This window comes from Aliivibrio sp. 1S175 (assembly GCF_001690985.1).
In the GTDB taxonomy this organism is placed as follows: domain Bacteria; phylum Pseudomonadota; class Gammaproteobacteria; order Enterobacterales; family Vibrionaceae; genus Aliivibrio.
Window position 1 is genome coordinate 440,139 of record NZ_MAJS01000006.1, and the last position, 16,291, is coordinate 456,429.

At 37.8% G+C, this 16,291-nt stretch carries 15 protein-coding genes; 10 read left to right on the plus strand and 5 right to left on the minus strand.

Annotated features, from left to right (window positions below; translation table 11 throughout):
- Nucleotides 1–110: 110 nt before the first annotated feature.
- Nucleotides 111–2,102, minus strand: a complete 1,992-nt coding sequence (locus A6E06_RS03915) for a methyl-accepting chemotaxis protein (protein WP_065591727.1) — start codon at nucleotides 2,100–2,102, stop codon at nucleotides 111–113.
- Nucleotides 2,103–2,407: 305 nt separating this feature from the next.
- Here A6E06_RS03915 and hinT point away from each other — a divergent pair, with 305 nt between their 5' ends.
- The 5 genes from hinT to A6E06_RS03940 all read left to right on the plus strand — a co-directional run bounded on the left by hinT (nucleotide 2,408) and on the right by A6E06_RS03940 (nucleotide 5,753).
- Nucleotides 2,408–2,758: a purine nucleoside phosphoramidase gene (gene hinT, locus A6E06_RS03920; protein ID WP_065591728.1), complete on the plus strand. Its 351-nt coding sequence runs from the start codon at nucleotides 2,408–2,410 to the stop codon at nucleotides 2,756–2,758.
- Between the two features lie 65 nt (nucleotides 2,759–2,823).
- Nucleotides 2,824–4,221 (plus strand): COG3014 family protein, encoded by a 1,398-nt coding sequence (locus tag A6E06_RS03925; protein WP_065591729.1) that lies wholly within the window; start codon nucleotides 2,824–2,826, stop codon nucleotides 4,219–4,221.
- Entirely contained in the window at nucleotides 4,221–4,610 is a 390-nt protein-coding gene (locus A6E06_RS03930) for a YcfL family protein (protein ID WP_065591730.1), read from the plus strand. Before A6E06_RS03925 ends, A6E06_RS03930 begins: the two co-directional genes overlap by 1 nt.
- Before the next feature lie 58 nt (nucleotides 4,611–4,668).
- A complete protein-coding gene (gene lpoB / locus A6E06_RS03935; RefSeq protein WP_065591731.1) occupies nucleotides 4,669–5,259 on the plus strand; it encodes a penicillin-binding protein activator LpoB in 591 nt (196 codons plus the stop codon).
- A 155-nt stretch (nucleotides 5,260–5,414) separates the two neighbouring features.
- Nucleotides 5,415–5,753 (plus strand): YggL family protein, encoded by a 339-nt coding sequence (locus A6E06_RS03940; RefSeq protein WP_065591732.1) that lies wholly within the window; start codon nucleotides 5,415–5,417, stop codon nucleotides 5,751–5,753.
- 85 nt (nucleotides 5,754–5,838) lie between these two features.
- On the opposite strand, the gene A6E06_RS03945 is transcribed toward A6E06_RS03940, so the two are convergent.
- On the minus strand, nucleotides 5,839–6,582 hold the full coding sequence (locus A6E06_RS03945; protein ID WP_065591733.1) for a class I SAM-dependent methyltransferase: 744 nt from the start codon (nucleotides 6,580–6,582) through the stop codon (nucleotides 5,839–5,841).
- Between the two features lie 281 nt (nucleotides 6,583–6,863).
- Between A6E06_RS03945 and A6E06_RS03950 the strand changes: the two genes are divergently transcribed.
- The 5 genes from A6E06_RS03950 (at nucleotide 6,864) to A6E06_RS03970 (ending at nucleotide 11,979) form a co-directional block, all read left to right on the plus strand.
- Nucleotides 6,864–7,700, plus strand: a complete 837-nt coding sequence (locus tag A6E06_RS03950; protein ID WP_065591734.1) for a phosphotransferase — start codon at nucleotides 6,864–6,866, stop codon at nucleotides 7,698–7,700.
- A 119-nt stretch (nucleotides 7,701–7,819) separates the two neighbouring features.
- The gene (ycfP, locus tag A6E06_RS03955; protein WP_065591735.1) at nucleotides 7,820–8,371 is read left to right on the plus strand and encodes an alpha/beta hydrolase YcfP; all 552 of its coding nucleotides are present in this window, start codon (nucleotides 7,820–7,822) and stop codon (nucleotides 8,369–8,371) included.
- Between the two features lie 381 nt (nucleotides 8,372–8,752).
- The gene (locus A6E06_RS03960; protein ID WP_065591736.1) at nucleotides 8,753–10,042 is read left to right on the plus strand and encodes an NAD(P)/FAD-dependent oxidoreductase; all 1,290 of its coding nucleotides are present in this window, start codon (nucleotides 8,753–8,755) and stop codon (nucleotides 10,040–10,042) included.
- A 173-nt stretch (nucleotides 10,043–10,215) separates the two neighbouring features.
- Nucleotides 10,216–11,520 (plus strand): DEAD/DEAH box helicase, encoded by a 1,305-nt coding sequence (locus A6E06_RS03965; protein WP_065591737.1) that lies wholly within the window; start codon nucleotides 10,216–10,218, stop codon nucleotides 11,518–11,520.
- Between the two features lie 9 nt (nucleotides 11,521–11,529).
- Nucleotides 11,530–11,979, plus strand: coding sequence for an exoribonuclease R (locus A6E06_RS03970; protein ID WP_065591738.1), 450 nt, complete (start codon nucleotides 11,530–11,532; stop codon nucleotides 11,977–11,979).
- A 135-nt stretch (nucleotides 11,980–12,114) separates the two neighbouring features.
- On the opposite strand, the gene A6E06_RS03975 is transcribed toward A6E06_RS03970, so the two are convergent.
- From A6E06_RS03975 to A6E06_RS03985, 3 genes are all read right to left on the minus strand, one after another.
- On the minus strand, nucleotides 12,115–13,581 hold the full coding sequence (locus A6E06_RS03975; RefSeq protein WP_065591739.1) for a carbon starvation protein A: 1,467 nt from the start codon (nucleotides 13,579–13,581) through the stop codon (nucleotides 12,115–12,117).
- 181 nt (nucleotides 13,582–13,762) lie between these two features.
- The gene (gene btsR / locus A6E06_RS03980) at nucleotides 13,763–14,479 is read right to left on the minus strand and encodes a two-component system response regulator BtsR (protein WP_065591740.1); all 717 of its coding nucleotides are present in this window, start codon (nucleotides 14,477–14,479) and stop codon (nucleotides 13,763–13,765) included.
- Nucleotides 14,472–16,154 (minus strand): sensor histidine kinase, encoded by a 1,683-nt coding sequence (locus A6E06_RS03985; RefSeq protein ID WP_065591741.1) that lies wholly within the window; start codon nucleotides 16,152–16,154, stop codon nucleotides 14,472–14,474. Before A6E06_RS03985 ends, btsR begins: the two co-directional genes overlap by 8 nt.
- Nucleotides 16,155–16,291: the final 137 nt, after the last annotated feature.

Genomic DNA, 16,291 nt, shown 5'->3' on the forward strand with positions numbered 1-16,291 from the left:
TTAGTTAGAAACACATCATTGTTAGCGATCTATTTATAGCGTAGAACATGAATCAGTACTTCTGTAGGAATTTGCTAATATTTTTATGTTATTGCGTATTGAATCATGAATTAAACCTTAAATTGATGCACGATATCACTTTGTTGATGTGCTAATTCATTCAATGTAGAACTGACATTAGCAATATCATTCATTGCGGTTTGGTTCTCTTCTGCAATGTGGCTGATGTCCTCTAAACTGCGTGCAATTTCTGTGGTGGTTGCACTTTGTTCATTTGCAGCTTGAGAAATGTGGTTGCTCATGTGGCTTATTTCATCTATTAAATTTTGGATCATCACCATTGCAGTATTAGCCTCATTTGTTTGGCTTACACTTTGCTGCATATCTGAAACACAGCTTTCGATAACCACTGTGGTTGTTTTTGAGCTTGATTGAAGGTTTGCAATCATAGCCTCGATTTCTGAGGTTGATTCAGCGGTACGTTTTGCAAGAACTCGGACTTCATCGGCAACGACGGCAAAGCCTCGACCTTGCTCACCAGCGCGAGCGGCTTCTATTGCGGCATTCAAGGCGAGTAAGTTGGTTTGTTCTGCAATTTTATTAATTACGTCCAAAATAGATCCAATCTCACTGCTGACTTTTTGTAAATTACCAACTGCTTGTACAGATTCATCAAGGCGACGTGATAGTTGTTCAATGGTTTGTAAGTTACTTTTCATTACTTTTTGGCCATGCTCTGAGGCCGCTTCAACTTCTTGAACTTTAAGTAGAGAGCTTTCTGAACTTGATGCAACTTCAACAACAGAGTGCTCCATTTGTGTCATTGCGGCTGCAACACTTGTTGTTTGTTCGCGTTGGTTTAGTAGTTGTTGTTTTGCTCTTTCTGCAGTCGAGCTATTGTTTTGAGCAACGGTGGTTAACTCATCTGAGGCACGGCTTAGTTGCAGCAGGACTTTCTGTAAATTGTCTGCGACGGTATTGATATGGCGAGATACTCGGCTAAATTCAGTATTATGTTTTGTTTCAATACGTTGAGTCATATCTCCAGACGTCAGAGATTCTAAAATTTTCAGCATGTTTTGAAGTGGTGTTCTTACAGATGATGCTAGGTGAAAACCGATGATAGTTGCAAATAGAGAAACCACAACGCCTAACGCGAGCGCTTTATATACACTTTGCTGATAAATAACCTCGGCTTGTTTTAATGATTGTTGTAGACCTTGATTTGCTAATTCATTAAATGAGGTTAATACCATTAATGCACGATCAATTTGGTTAGCGAGGCTAGAAATGTTGTTGTAAAGTGTATTTTTAGCATTTAGATAAACGAAATGGGTGTTTAATATCCCTTCTTTTTGTCCAACTTCGGCACTGAATTGACTTACCGGTTTATCGAACGTTTCTTTTAGCTGAGGTAACTGATTAACCAAACCACGGTAAGCATAATTTAAATGAGTGACGGCTTTCTTATTTTGATTGACTGCTTTTTTTACAAATTCAATGTTGTTACTTGCGAGTGCATCGGAAGTAATTAGCTCGGCATCTTCAAGTTTTACAAAATAGCTTTTTGCTATCATTTTAATGGCAATGCTTTCTTGGTCATTAACGTATTCTTTCATCCGAACGCTGAGTTCAGTATATAAACGTTGAAAGTTGCGAGTCGCTTTTTGCTTCTCGTCATCAGCCAGTAATAGCTCTTGATAATTGTCCATGGCTATTTTTGCTTCGTTGAAATAACTTTCTTTGATTTTAGATAGCTCTGATTGTTGTTGAGAACCTGTGTTTTGTTGTTCTGCGACATTAATTAAACGCTGATAAATTTTATTAAATGCAGCTTCGGTTTCAGTAAAGGCTTGTCGTGCTTGTTGCATTTGAGCGGGGTCATTGGTTGTTAAGAAATCTTTAAATGATTTATCTGCAGCAAGAAGGGTTACGCTTGTTTCATTTGATAAGCTAACAAGAGGTAAGGAATCAGAAGAGACTGATTTCATTTGATTGTGGATATTACTCGTTCCGTTGAGCATAAGGATAACCGTCGTAATAAACAAGATCACGATAAGTGAAAAACCTGCATACATTCGACGTACTACCGAACTATTCATGTACTTACTCTCTATATAGTATTAATTTAATTAAAACCAGTGCTTAAATGTGTAATTGGCACTCTGTCTTAATTTGGAGATAATAAGTGGATATATTATGATTATTTATCATCACCTGTTGTGACAATATCTATAAAATCAGCAATACATAAGGAGAGGTGACTCTCATTTTTTTAAGGGTTTTTTATATAAAGAGAATGAGTTTGTCGTGAAGTTATGATTCAAGTGATTGTTTTCGAGAAAATTGTGACGCATACTAGGGCTAATGGAAAATAAAAAAAACTGTGTTTTATTGGAGATGAGTCATGGCTGAAGAAACTATTTTTAGCAAAATTATTCGTAAAGAAATCCCTGCGGATGTTGTTTATCAAGATGATTTAGTTACAGCGTTTCGTGATATTAATCCACGCGCACCAAGTCACATATTAATTATTCCAAATAAACTTATCCCAACGACTAATGATGTAGAAGTTGAAGATGAATTGATCATGGGGCGTCTGTTTACAGCAGCTAAGAAAATAGCAATAGAAGAAGGCATTGCAGAAGAAGGTTATCGTTTGATTGTAAATTGTAATCCTCATGGCGGCCAAGAAGTGTATCATATTCATATGCACCTTGTGGGCGGGCGTCCACTGGGGCCAATGCTATTAAGTTAATAGATCTCAAATAAGGCTCCCCTGTAGTGGAGCCTTATTTTTTTAACTGAGAGTTTTCTATTTTAATGACATCGATATTGAAAAAATCCATTGTACTTTCGTTTACCTTGTTATTATCAGGGTGTGCAAACCTGTCTGTTGGTAATTTATTTAGCCATTACTCTGCCCAGACGGATGATACTTATCAGTTGGTAAAAAATGGCGATGCCAAGCAAGCATACAGTGAAGAGGCTCCTGAAGTCGGAGGCCCCATTCTTGATAATCTAGAGCGTGGTCGAGTTGCTTTATTGAGTGAGCAATACGCAGAAAGTAAAGCGGATTTTGAGGGGGCAGAACAAGCGGCCAGAATACAAAGTGACCAAGCTGTTATCTCTGTTTCAGATTCTGCAAACCAAGTTGGTTCTTTAGTGACTAACGATAATTTAATTGATTATAAACCAGCGGATTATGAGTTGGGTTATTTGCATCTTTATCTTTCATTAAATTATTTAAAAAATAATGATTTGGAAGGCGCTTTGATTGAGGTTAGAAAGGCAAACTACATTCAAGAACAAGCGAAGAAAGATAGAGAGAAAGAGTTACGATCTGCCGAGAAAGAAGCAAAGAAACAAGGTGTGGATGCGAACGTTGGTGCGATTTTAGCTAATTACCCAGATGTAGGGGATCAATTGGCAGCGGTTCAAAACGGCTACTTATTCTATTATTCTGGTTTATTGTTTGAAACCAATCGTAACTATAATGATGCATACATTGACTATAAGCGAGCATTGGCTGTCGCCCCAAATAATAAAACAGTAATTGAATCTGTTCAGCGTTTGGCTCGTCGACTTAGTATGCGCAATGATATCAAAATACTAGAGAAGAAATATGGTACTTATCAAGTACCAAGTCGCTCTGAAAGCCGTGTCATCATCATTGATGAGCAAGGTATTTTGCCTCAGCTTTCTGATTGGCGATTACGATTACCGATGTGGGACAGTCAAGGTAATTTTGTCCAATATAATTTAGCTTTACCATATTACAAAAAAATAAATCGAGATGTTTTTCCGCCTCTAAAAGTAAACAATAAAACGTTAATCTCAGATGAACTTGCCGATGTTACTTTGATGGCTAAAAATGATCTGAATGAGCGTATACCTGCTATGGTTATTCGACAGGCACTACGTGTTGTTGCTAAAGATGAATTGCGTAAAACATCAAGAAATAGCAAAGAAGAAGATTTGGCTAATGCTGTACTCACTATATTTAACTCGTTAACAGAACAACCAGACACACGTAGTTGGCAAACGTTGCCATCCATTATCAGTGTGACGAGTATGGATGTTAAAGCGGGTAATAATAAGATTCAATATCTAGGGAATGAACTAGACTTTACAATTAAAGAAGGTCATACCGTTGTAGTCTGGGTATCAAGGCAAGGAAACGCCGTCACATGGTGGCATAAACAATTAGGAGAAATATAATGAAAAAATGGCTTATCGTTTTGCTACTACCGTTGGCATTAGCAGCTTGTAGTTCAAGTCAAACTGCCGGTATTAGTGTTGATAGCAGTACTCAAAAAGTACTTTTTGGCGATAATGTACTTGGCAGCCGTTTATCTGTAGAGCAAATCAGTACTCAAGATAACAATGGCTTGGTCCGTGGTATCGTGTCAGTGACAAGTAAATTCACTGGGGACCAACAGCTTCAATATCGCTTTTATTGGTATGACGCTCAAGGTTTAGAAGTTAATGGGTCGGATTCACCTTGGCGTACGTTTATTGTTCGTGGTTTAGATACGATGAGTATTCAAGGCGTAGCAATGAAACCAGAGGCAACTCAATTCCGTGTTCAAATTCGTACACTGGAATAATATCTTTCTATATATTGGTATTATTTGAGATAAAACATTCACTAGAGGTAAATGAAAAATGAATAAAAGTGTTATTGCGTTATTAAGCTTAGCTGTATTACTCGGTGGCTGTTCTAACAAGGTAAGTTACGGCGATGCTCAAGCAGTTGAAACGACAACGGTAGATTTTGGTTCAACAGACCTACAGAAAATTGCGGGTGAAATGACAGAAAGTATGTTGTCTTCTGGTGCTGTTGCTCAAATTACTCAAGGTAATCGTCCAATTGTTTTTGTTGAAAGCATTAAAAACAAAACAAGTGAACATATTGATACAGAATCAGTGACTGATTCTATCAGTACTAAATTACTTAATTCGGGTAAATTCCGTTTCGTTGATATGGATCGTGTAGAAGCGGTTCGTTCACAACTAGATTTCCAAAACAATGATGAATTAGTAAATCAAAATACGGCGATTCAATTTGGTAAAATGGTCGGTGCTCAGTACATGCTTTATGGCAACCTTTCTAGCATCGTAAAAAATGCAGGTAGCGACAAAGATGTTTACTATAAAATGACAATGCGTCTAATGGATTTAGAAACTGGCTTAATCGAATGGGCTGATGAAACAGAAATCCGTAAGCAACAAGAGAAAAGTTTATTAGGTTGGTAATCACCCAAATCTAATTGAAATAAGAAAAGCCAGAGTAGGAAGCTACTCTGGCTTTTTTGTAGGTGAAAACTTATTTATTTTCTTTCAATCAACGCTTGGGAAAAGCGAAGGAAAGGAGTATAACTAAGGGTAGATAAATCAAAGAGAGAAATACTATGAAACCGAACAAATTAGAGAATAAAAACCGCCGTATTCGTAAAAAATTGTACCTAGGCGAGTTTGCGCTTCTTGGTTTTGAAGTAAGCTGTACGACTGAATTTAAAGATTTTGACCAGTATGATGTATTCGTAGACGAGTTTATTGATTACATCAACAGCATTGATTTATGTTTCTGCGGTGGTGGTCTTGAGTTATTTGAAGGTTTTGTATGCTCAACTGAGCGTTACCGTTCAGCAACAGCAGAAGAGCAGCTATTGGTTGCTAATTGGTTAGACAGCCGTGCAGAAGTAAGCAAAGTAGAGATCAGCGAATTAGTTGACGCTAACTACTTATAATTTTGTATTGCAGATATTTTGCATCAGAATATAAATGAAAAATCCGCCCTTAGTTGGCGGATTTTTTGTATTCAATACGTACAGATTATTTTTTTACACAGACAACGATAGCGTTACCTGAATCTTTATTTAACGGAGTGATCTTTTCATAATCATGTTCAAATAAATGAACGTCAAAATACGGTTCTAACAGTGTTTTTAGCTGGTCAAAATCTACCGCCACCATTGGGTGTTTATCATCCCAAATTTCAGTTACACCATTTGTCGTTTTCTCAATTTTCAGAAGCAGATGTTGGCTATCACCTTGCCCACAATAATTCCAACCTGATTGAAACGTAAATTGACTGCCTTCATGTTCCGCAGGGTGCTTTACAAATGAGCGGTTATCAATCTTATTTCTCGCTACCGAGTTAAAACAAAATACACCATCTGAGTTTAATGCGGCATGAACGCTTGCAATACACTCTGCTAGCTTTTCAATATTTGCATTGTAATGAATTGAATAAAGAAAGCAGGTGATTAAATCCAAAGGTTCATCAACGGTAAAATTACTCATATCATGCAAAATAAATTCGGCATCAGGGTTTCGGAGTTTTGCAAGATCAAGCATAGGTTGGTTAATGTCTAAGCCTTTTGCTTGATATCCGTAATTAATAAAATGTTTAACGTGCGGCCCTGTGCCACAAGCTAAATCAAGATAATCTCTTCCATGATTACCAAAGATTTGATGTATACGACGAACAAAATTACTTTGCTCTTGATAGTCGATATCAGCGCACATTAAATCGTAATAGCCAGATAAATCAGTATATAAAGCGTTAGAGGACATCTCTCGATCCTAAATAACACCAGTCTACTTTAAGTGTTTGATTAACCGCTTATTTGGATAGGTATGTAATAAGTGCGTCAAATGAGAAACAGTATAATAGTTAATCCCGAAGAGACACGTAGGGCGCGGATAGTAATCGAAAAAATTAAATTTGAATAGATATAATTAATAAGAATGTAAAATCAATTTATAATGCAAATTTGAGACGAAATGAAACGAAATTTTTGATTGTGATAGACTGACGCAACGCTATGTTATTAATGAGTTTTATAGGGTAAACAATGGAAATGGATTTTACAGGTTTTAGATTAAACATAAATAAAGTGTCATTACTTTCTGGTGGGTTAACTAATGCCTGTTTAAAAGTGGAAGCGCAAGAAGGAACGTTTGTTTGGCGACCAGTGTCAGAACAAGCCACATTACTCGGTGCAGATAGAAATAAAGAGCGTGAGATTTTAACCGTATTATACGACTGCCCATTCGCACCAAGAGTGCATAACTTCAATGAGCATGGCCTATTAGTTGAATGGTTTGATGGGGAGGTGATTGCTCTTGACGCTGCACAAGACGTCGCAGTGGATTTATTAGTAAAAGTACATCAACTTCCACTCGATGCGTTTGAACGTTCAATGAAGCAAGATGTGATGAGTGTAAAGTCACGTATCTTGGATTATTGGTCATCATTGTTGCCAGAAAATCAGACAGAAGAAATGCAAGCCTACATTGATTACTTTTCACAAAGAGAAGATCGTGCTTTGTTTTCCACCTGTCTATGCCATAACGATATTGGTGCTTATAACATAATAAAAACAACAAATGGGTATGGTTTGATTGATTGGGAGTTTGCATCAATGGGGGATCCAAGCCAAGACTTAACTTTAATGATTGTTGCAAACCAGTTTGATATTGATGAGGTTATTCATGGTTACTGCTTACAGCGTGGTTTTGATGAGGCGGAATGGAAGAGAGCAGTAAAACATTGGACTCCATGGGTTTGCTTTATGGGGGCTTTATGGTTTTCGCTAGGGCATCAATTACTTAAAGATGCCTGTTATCAAGAGTTAGCTGAGCGAGAAATGATAAAATTAAAAGGATTGCTACCACTTAATTTTAAATAACCTAGGGTAGATCACTGTTCTCATTATTGTTAACGTTAAGAGCTTTAAAACCTTAATTTTCATGGTAGATTAAATTAACTTATTATGGAAAATTCTTATTCAAGAAACAGGGGGAATACATGATTATTTATCTTCACGGCTTCGACTCAACAAGCCCTGGTAATCATGAGAAAGTGAGACAACTTCAGTTTATCGACGAAGATGTCCGTTTCATTAATTACAGTACTTTGCATCCTAAGCATGATATGCAGCACTTATTAAAAGAAGTGTATAAGGTGATTGAGCAAGCGGGTGATCCAAACCCTATTATTTGTGGTGTTGGTCTTGGTGGCTTTTGGGCTGAACGTATTGGATTCTTATGTGGGATACGTCAGGTTATGTTTAACCCGAACCTACATCCAGAAGTTAATATGGAAGGTCGAATTGATCGTCCTGAAGAATATGCAGATATTGCGACTAAGTGTGTAGAGAAATTCCGTCAGAAAAATAAAGAACATTGTCTCTGTATTTTGTCTAAGAATGATGAAATTCGAGATAACAAAGGCAGTGCGGCTGAACTTTCTCCTTATTACCAAATTATTTGGGATGAAAATGAGAGCCATAAGTTTCAGAAAATCTCTCAGCACTTACAAGCAATGAAAGTATTCAAAGAGGCTGAAACGTTAATTTAACGTTTTTTTGTAAATGCAATTTAAGAATAAAAACCAGTCGTAACATAATAAAAACCTCACAATACTGTGAGGTTTCTTGATCTAAACCAAAGAAATTACTCCTCGTTACAAAATAAAACAAACTACCTATTTATTTTACACATCAAAAGAAATCTTCTGCATAACATCTATATCTGCTTGATAACATCCGAAAGCGCGGGATATAATGCAAAAAATAACGAAAAGAAGCATAAATTGCTCAATATTGCCTAACGTGAAGGCTGTTCCTCAAGACTTGCTATTTTTCTTACTCATTGGGAGTGTAGAAGCGTGGTAAGCACATATTTTTTGATCCGATAAACTCGGGTCAATCCCCGTTTTACTTTTTAGAGGAAGATTGTAATGACTAAGATTGTTATTGTTGGTGGTGGAGCTGGTGGTTTAGAGCTTGCTACTAAATTTGGTCGTACACTGGGTCGTAAAGGTCGTGCTGAGGTTGTACTGGTTGACCGCAAAACTAGCCATTTATGGAAACCATTGTTACATGAAGTAGCAACAGGTTCTTTAGATGAAGGTGTTGATGCTATCAGCTATCGCGCACATGCAAAAAATCACTCTTTTGATTTTCAAATGGGAAGCTTGTGCGATATTAATCGTGAACGTAAATTTATTACTTTAGCTGAAATTAATGACGAACACGGTGAACTAATTATTCCTACACGAGAAATCGAATACGATTATTTGATCCTTGCTATTGGTTCAACATCGAATGATTTCAATACTCCAGGTGTTCGTGAAAATTGTATTTTTCTTGATAGCCCTGAGCAAGCGCATCGTTTCCGTACTGAAATGAATAATCAGTTCTTAAAATTGCACGCTCACCCAACTCAAAAAACCGTTGATATCGCAATTGTTGGTGCTGGTGCAACGGGTGTAGAATTGTCGGCTGAACTTCACAACGCAGTTAAAGAGTTACGTTCATACGGTTTTGGTGATTTAGATTCAAGTAAATTGAATGTAAGTTTAGTGGAAGCGGGGGAGCGTATTCTTCCAGCTCTTCCTCCTCGCATATCGGCTTCTGCACACAGTGAACTGACAAAGCTTGGTGTTAATGTTCGTACCGCTACGATGGTAACAAAGGCCGATTCTGAAGGTTTACATACTAAAGATGGTGACGTTATTCCGGCACAAATTATGGTATGGGCTGCGGGCATTAAAGCGCCTGATTTTATGAAAGAGATCGCAGGTCTTGAAACAAATAGAATCAATCAATTGGTAGTTAAACCGACATTACAAACCACGCGTGATGATTGTATTTTTGTTATTGGTGATTTGGCGTCATGCCAACAAGAAGACGGTAGTTTTGTTCCGCCTCGTGCTCAGTCGGCTCATCAAATGGCAAGTCATGCATTCAAAAATATCGTTGCTAAGATGACTAATCGCGATATGAAGCCCTATATTTATAAAGACCATGGTTCTTTAGTGTCATTAAGTAACTTCTCAACCGTTGGAAGCTTAATGGGTAACTTAACTAAAGGCTCAATGATGATTGAAGGTCGTATTGCACGAGTTGTGTATATTTCACTTTATCGTATGCACCAAGTGGCATTGCATGGTGTCTTTAAAACAGCACTTATCATGCTTGTTGGTCGTATCAACCGAGTGTTACGTCCAAATTTAAAACTTCATTAATAACGTCGTTTTAAAAGAAAATAAATTAAAAGGCAGAAATACTTTGGTGTTTCTGCCTTTTTTCACGATTGAATAATAAATAATGTGCGCTAACTCACCATAAATCATTTATAATGCGCGGCTAAATTATATATTACAGAATACATAGACTGTTCGCTTAAGGAATCCACTTTATGTCATTTTCATCTCAAGGTTTTGCACCTGAAGTCGTAAAAGCATTAACTGAATGTGGTTATCAGAAATTAACTCCAATCCAGCAAAAGGCAATTCCTTTAGCACGTAAAGGTCATGATATTCTTGCGAATGCTCAAACCGGTACTGGTAAAACCGCCGCGTTTGCATTACCTGTTATTCAACGATTACTTGATTCTAAAAAATCGGCAACACGCCGCTCAGCTCGTGCTTTAATTTTGGCTCCAACTCGTGAATTAGCAGAGCAAATTGCGGTAAATATTGCTTCTTATACGAAGTACACATCATTATCTGTGGCTGCTGTATTTGGTGGTAAAAAAATGTCATCTCAAGAGAGAGCATTAGACCCAGGTGTTGATATCTTAGTAGCGACTCCTGGTCGTCTTCAAGAACACATCGAAGAAGGCAATATATCAATCGCTAACCTTGAATTTTTAGTATTCGATGAAGCTGACCGTATGCTAGATATGGGTTTTGTTAATGCTATCCGTAATATCATGATGGAGGTGAACTCTGCACCTCAAATCATGTTGTTCTCGGCGACGTCTTCAGCACAAATGAACAAATTAGCGAGTGATATTCTACGTAGACCAAAACGTGTATCGGTTGATCGTGAAAATATGACAGCATCAACGATTTCTCACGTTGTTTACCCTGTAGATGAAGAGCGTAAAACGGAATTACTATCAGAATTGATTGGCCGTAAAAACTGGCAACAAGTTCTGGTATTTGTAAACTACAAAGAAACGGCAAATAACATCGTTAAAGAGCTTAAGCTTGATGGAATTAAAGCGGTTATTTGTCATGGTGATAAAGCTCAAAGTGCTCGTCGCCGTGCATTAGAAGAGTTTAAAGAAGGTAAAGCTCGCGTAATGGTAGCGACAGATGTTGCTGCTCGTGGTCTTGATATTGCTGACCTTCCTCACGTTATTAACTATGATATGCCTTTCTTAGCTGAAGATTATGTTCACCGTATTGGTCGTACTGGCCGTGCTGGTAAAAAAGGTCATGCGATCTCTTTTGTTAGCCGTGAAGAAGAGCTAACGGTAGTTCAAGTTGAAACGCTAATTCAACAACGTATTCACCGTGTAGAACAACCGGGTTATGAGCCTAAGAGCCGTGATGCATACATAGAAAAAGTGAATACTAAAGTAGGATTTAAAGATCGTAAAGGTCGTACGAATAATGCGACCAACGCGAACGTAGATCAATCATCTGCTGAGCGCCGTATGCGTCTGAAAAATGCAATTCAGAAGAAAGCCGGCATTACTAAGCTTAAGAAATAGGATTACAGAATGGAACGTGATTATACTTTTTCTTGTTTAGTAACTATGCCACGTCATGACCTTGAAGAATTCAGTCATCGCGTAATTAGTCGTATGGTTCCTGAAGAGACAATAAAAGAAATATTTACTTTTGAACAAGAAGAAACAGCAGATCAAGATCGTATGCAAACGGCTCAATTAGATGCCATGCTTCGTCTGGCTGCCGTTGCTCTTGGTGAAGTGACTCACGCATTTTCTGACTCTGACAATTCACAACAAAATAGTCTTCGTATGATGCGTCTTGTTTTGTGGCATGCTTATGCAATGTTATTTAATCTAGAAGAAGCAGTTTCGTTAGAAGAGCATTGTGAATTAGTTGAGCAAATCTTGGCGAAACCACCAACGGATGCGTTGAACTGGTTACCGATTTTATCAAAATTGTTGAGTGATTATGCCGCAATAGCCGCTAAGCAAAAGTAACGGCTTACAGAAAAATAAATTATAAAAACGCCAGTGGTTACACTGGCGTTTTTTTATGCCTAAATAAAAAAACCGAATCACAAGAAGTGATCCGGTTTGAGTCTAAAGTTATAGGGGGAAGGTTATAACATTAGTTTAAGACTGAAGACTTTCTTCTTCTGAATCAATCTCGCCTTTTCCTTTTGACTTAACAATGACTAAACCTGCAATAACAAACGAAGAAACAACGCCAGTAATGGTTGATAGTGTCATTGGTAGACCGAAGCCAAGTTGATGATTACTTAAAATAAACGTAATACAAACACTTGTCATAAAGATAGCAGGGACAGTACTTACCCAATGCAGTTTATTGTGACGAAGTAGGTAAGCTGAGGCTGTCCATAACATCATTACTGCGGTTGTTTGGTTAGCAAAACCGAAGTAGCGCCAGATAATACCGAAGTCAACTTGAGTTAAAACAGCACCAAGAACGAATAATGGAAGCGCCATTAATAGGCGGTTACGAAGCGTTTTTTGTTCCATGTTGAAATATTCAGCAAGGATTAAACGGCTTGAGCGGAATGCAGTGTCACCAGACGTAATTGGTAGAATAACCACACCTAAGAACGCTAAGATGCCGCCAAAGGTACCTAAAAGGCCAAATGATGATGCATAAACCACGTTACCAGGACCGCCGTTTGCTACTGCTGCTTGAAGTGCTTCAATACCATCAAAGAAAGACAGAGCGATCGCACACCAGATAAGAGCGATAATACCTTCACCAATCATTGCTCCATAGAATACGAAGCGACCATTTTTTTCATTTTCCATACAGCGCGCCATCAATGGTGATTGCGTAGCGTGGAAGCCTGAAATGGCACCGCAAGCGATAGTAATAAATAGAGCGGGCCATAATGGTAAATCGTTCGGGTTCATGTTGGTAAACATTTCACTTGGTTCATAACTACCAAGTACTGAATGGTCACTTGATAATGCAATGGCAGAAATTAAGCCAACGGACATGAAGATGAGTAACGCGCCAAATAATGGGTAAAAACGTCCAATGATTTTATCAACAGGAACAATCGTGGCTAAAATGTAGTAACCAAAAATGATAACTACCATTGATGTCATCGTGACACCTAAATCAAATTGGTCATTCAGCAGGTTAGTTAGCATACTTGCTGGAGCAGATACAAATACGACACCAACAAGAAGCAATAGAACAATCGCAAACACGTTCATGAAGTGTTTGGCGCCATTGCCTAAATATTTGCCTGTAATGGTAGGAACAGAAGCTCCTCCATTACGAATGGACAGCATGCCTGAAAAGTAATCGTGTACTGCACCTGCAAAAATACAACCAAGAACAATCCATAACATAGCTGCAGGGCCGTAAAGGGCACCCATGATTGGGCCAAAAATTGGGCCGACACCTGCAATGTTTAAAAGTTGAACTAGGTAGACTCGTGGTGTAGACATTGGAACAAAGTCAACGCCATCTGTTTTTGTGTAAGCGGGGGTTTTGCGATCTTCTTTAATACCGAAAATCTTTTCAATAAATGCGCCGTAGATAAAGTAGCCACCAATCAGTGCTGCAACGCAAGTTAGAAACCAAACCATAATTCATTCCTTGTAAAGTTGTCTAATGTAATAAGTAAATTAATATGTTGGGTATCATACTGATGGGCGTAAAGAATTCACGCCCCAAAAAGGTGAGTGGTGGTACTGAGAGGTTAAGCGGTACTATTTAATGTTAAGCGGTTTTAAACGATATTAAGCCGTTATCGTTAATGAAATGTCGCTAATGTTGAATACCAAGACGTTCTTTGATTTCCTTTAAGTAACGACGGCTGACTTGAGCGACATGACCGCTTTGCGTCACAATATCACTGGTTCCATTTTCGTGCAGTTTAATCTCTCGAATAAAATGCGGATTGATTAAAAATTGACGATGACAGCGGATTAAGGGTGTTTTTTCTTCTAACATTTTTAATGTTAATTGCGTACAAGCTTTTTCTGTTTTTGTCAGTAGCTGGACACCTGAAGCTTGAATGCTTGCCACTTCAAGATCTTGTGCGGGTAAAAGAAGGATTCTATTGTGTCCTGAGCAAGGGATAAGCTCGATCTCCGTTTGTGCGATAGGTGATAAATCTTGTTTGGTTTCTGCGGCTAATAATCGCTTTACTGTTTTTTTAAGACGACAAGGGTCGATGGGTTTTAAAAGGTAATCAAACGCATTATCGTCAAAGGCTTTTATGGCAAATTCATCATAAGCCGTGACAAAAACAACATTGGGCATCGTATCAGGATCTAACATACTGATAAGGTCCATCCCTGTGATCTTCGGCATTTGAATATCCAGAAAGACAACATCGGGTTTGAGTAGGTTAATTTGTTTTAAACCATCAATGGCATTACCACATTCTGCAATAACCTTAATGTGACCAATTTCATTCAATTGTTCGATTAATTCTTCACGAGCAAATAATTCGTCGTCAATGACAATGGCTTTAAGCATGAATAATACTCTCTAGTGGTAAATAAATAGTGGCTTTTGTTTGTTGGTTCTCGATGCAGGACATTGTTAACCCAAAGGCATCACCAAATTGATTTTTTAAACGTTTATCTACGATGGCAGTACCTAACCCATCATTACTTTCTTGTTCTACATATAAACCAGCATTATCGATAACTTCTAAAATGACGTGATCATGAGAGAGGTAGGCCTTAATGGTAATGTTTCCCTCTTCAAACATATTAGAGGTTCCGTGTTTAATGGCATTCTCGACAAGAGGCTGCAATGTAAACGTAGGGAGTATTAATGAATATAAACGTTCATCAATATCCATTTTTACAGTTAATCGATCCGCAAAGCGTGCTAATTCTATTTCTAAGTAAGATTGTACGTGATGCAACTCTTCTTTTAAGGTGACTTGCTCAAAGTTCTGCTTTAAATTGCGGCGAAAAAATTGAGAAAGGTGTTGAATGAGCTCTCTGGCTCGATTTGGGTCTCGACGGATCACAGCACTGATTGTGTTTAATGCATTAAATAAAAAGTGGGGGTTTACTTGAGCTTGCAATAAACGCAATTCAGCTTGAGTTAATAAGGTTTGTTGTTGTAAATATCGACCCGCTAAAATTTGGTTAGACAACAACTTTGCAATACCTTCACCTAAGGTGAGGTTGATATAGGAAAATAGCTTTCGTTTTGGTTCATAGAGTTTAATGGTACCAATCACTTCATTATTTACACCTATTAATGGAATAACCAGAGCTGAACCAAGTTTACACTTATCATCAATAGAACATTGATAAGGAAATTCATCACCATCAATGTACATTACTTTGCTCTGTGTTATTGCTTCTCTTGTGTAATCCGAAGCGATAGGAGTTCCAGGTAAATGGTGATTATCTCCAATACCAATAAAGGCTAATATCTTTTCTTTATCTGTAATTGAAACCGCACCAACGCCCGTTTCTTCATAAATTATTTTTGCAATTTGTTCACTGTTTTCTTGGTTAAACCCTTGGCTTAATATTCCAACAGAGCGTTGGGCAATATTCAGAGCTTTATTTGAAAAAGCAGCAGAATACTTTTCATAAATAGTTTTTCTATCTTGGATGATGCTCATGAATAAGGCAGCACCGATAGAGTTGGCAACGGTCATAGGTAAAATAATAGAAGACACGAGAACATAAGCTTGATCAAAGGGTTTAGCAACAATAAGAATGATGGTCATTTGCAGTAATTCAGCAATAAAAGCAATCATCAGGACAGTCCTTGGTCGAAATAATTGTTCTATTTTGTTCTTTCTTACAAAATACAAATGAAACAAACCACCAAGTAAGCCCTCCGCCGTAGTCGAAATAGCACAAGCGAGATCGGTGAATCCTCCCATTGAGTAGCGATGTAATCCTCCTGTTAACCCAACAAAGAAACCAACTAAAGGCCCCCCAAGAACGCCTCCCATTACCGCACCAATTGCTCGAGTGTTGGCTATTGCATCTTGAATAGCAAGACCAAAATAAGTGCCTAAAATACAGAAGCCAGAAAATATGATGTAGCAGAGGAATCGATGGCTCCACCGACCAGAAATGGTGGTAATAGGCAAAAATAAGGGAGTTTTACTTAATAGGTAGGCGAGCACGAGGTAAACGCTTAATTGTTGCAATAGGGAAAAGACCAGTTCCATGGAGACTCTCTATAAATGAAGCAAGATAAAGTAGTGTAATGGTAAATCTATAGAGAGTCTAAAAGATAAGTTATGGTTGAAAGATTTATTGTTATCAATAAGTAAATAGGAGAGTAATTGTGATAGTTATAAAAATG

Bases quoted from the DNA above. Each gene is read 5' to 3' on its own strand.
- A6E06_RS03915 (WP_065591727.1), bottom strand. From the start codon at position 2,102: ATGAATAGTTCGGTAGTACGTCGAATGTATGCAGGTTTTTCACTTATC.
- hinT (WP_065591728.1), top strand. From the start codon at position 2,408: ATGGCTGAAGAAACTATTTTTAGCAAAATTATTCGTAAAGAAATCCCT.
- A6E06_RS03925 (WP_065591729.1), top strand. From the start codon at position 2,824: ATGACATCGATATTGAAAAAATCCATTGTACTTTCGTTTACCTTGTTA.
- A6E06_RS03930 (WP_065591730.1), top strand. From the start codon at position 4,221: ATGAAAAAATGGCTTATCGTTTTGCTACTACCGTTGGCATTAGCAGCT.
- lpoB (WP_065591731.1), top strand. From the start codon at position 4,669: ATGAATAAAAGTGTTATTGCGTTATTAAGCTTAGCTGTATTACTCGGT.
- A6E06_RS03940 (WP_065591732.1), top strand. From the start codon at position 5,415: ATGAAACCGAACAAATTAGAGAATAAAAACCGCCGTATTCGTAAAAAA.
- A6E06_RS03945 (WP_065591733.1), bottom strand. From the start codon at position 6,582: ATGTCCTCTAACGCTTTATATACTGATTTATCTGGCTATTACGATTTA.
- A6E06_RS03950 (WP_065591734.1), top strand. From the start codon at position 6,864: ATGGAAATGGATTTTACAGGTTTTAGATTAAACATAAATAAAGTGTCA.
- ycfP (WP_065591735.1), top strand. From the start codon at position 7,820: ATGATTATTTATCTTCACGGCTTCGACTCAACAAGCCCTGGTAATCAT.
- A6E06_RS03960 (WP_065591736.1), top strand. From the start codon at position 8,753: ATGACTAAGATTGTTATTGTTGGTGGTGGAGCTGGTGGTTTAGAGCTT.
- A6E06_RS03965 (WP_065591737.1), top strand. From the start codon at position 10,216: ATGTCATTTTCATCTCAAGGTTTTGCACCTGAAGTCGTAAAAGCATTA.
- A6E06_RS03970 (WP_065591738.1), top strand. From the start codon at position 11,530: ATGGAACGTGATTATACTTTTTCTTGTTTAGTAACTATGCCACGTCAT.
- A6E06_RS03975 (WP_065591739.1), bottom strand. From the start codon at position 13,581: ATGGTTTGGTTTCTAACTTGCGTTGCAGCACTGATTGGTGGCTACTTT.
- btsR (WP_065591740.1), bottom strand. From the start codon at position 14,479: ATGCTTAAAGCCATTGTCATTGACGACGAATTATTTGCTCGTGAAGAA.
- A6E06_RS03985 (WP_065591741.1), bottom strand. From the start codon at position 16,154: ATGGAACTGGTCTTTTCCCTATTGCAACAATTAAGCGTTTACCTCGTG.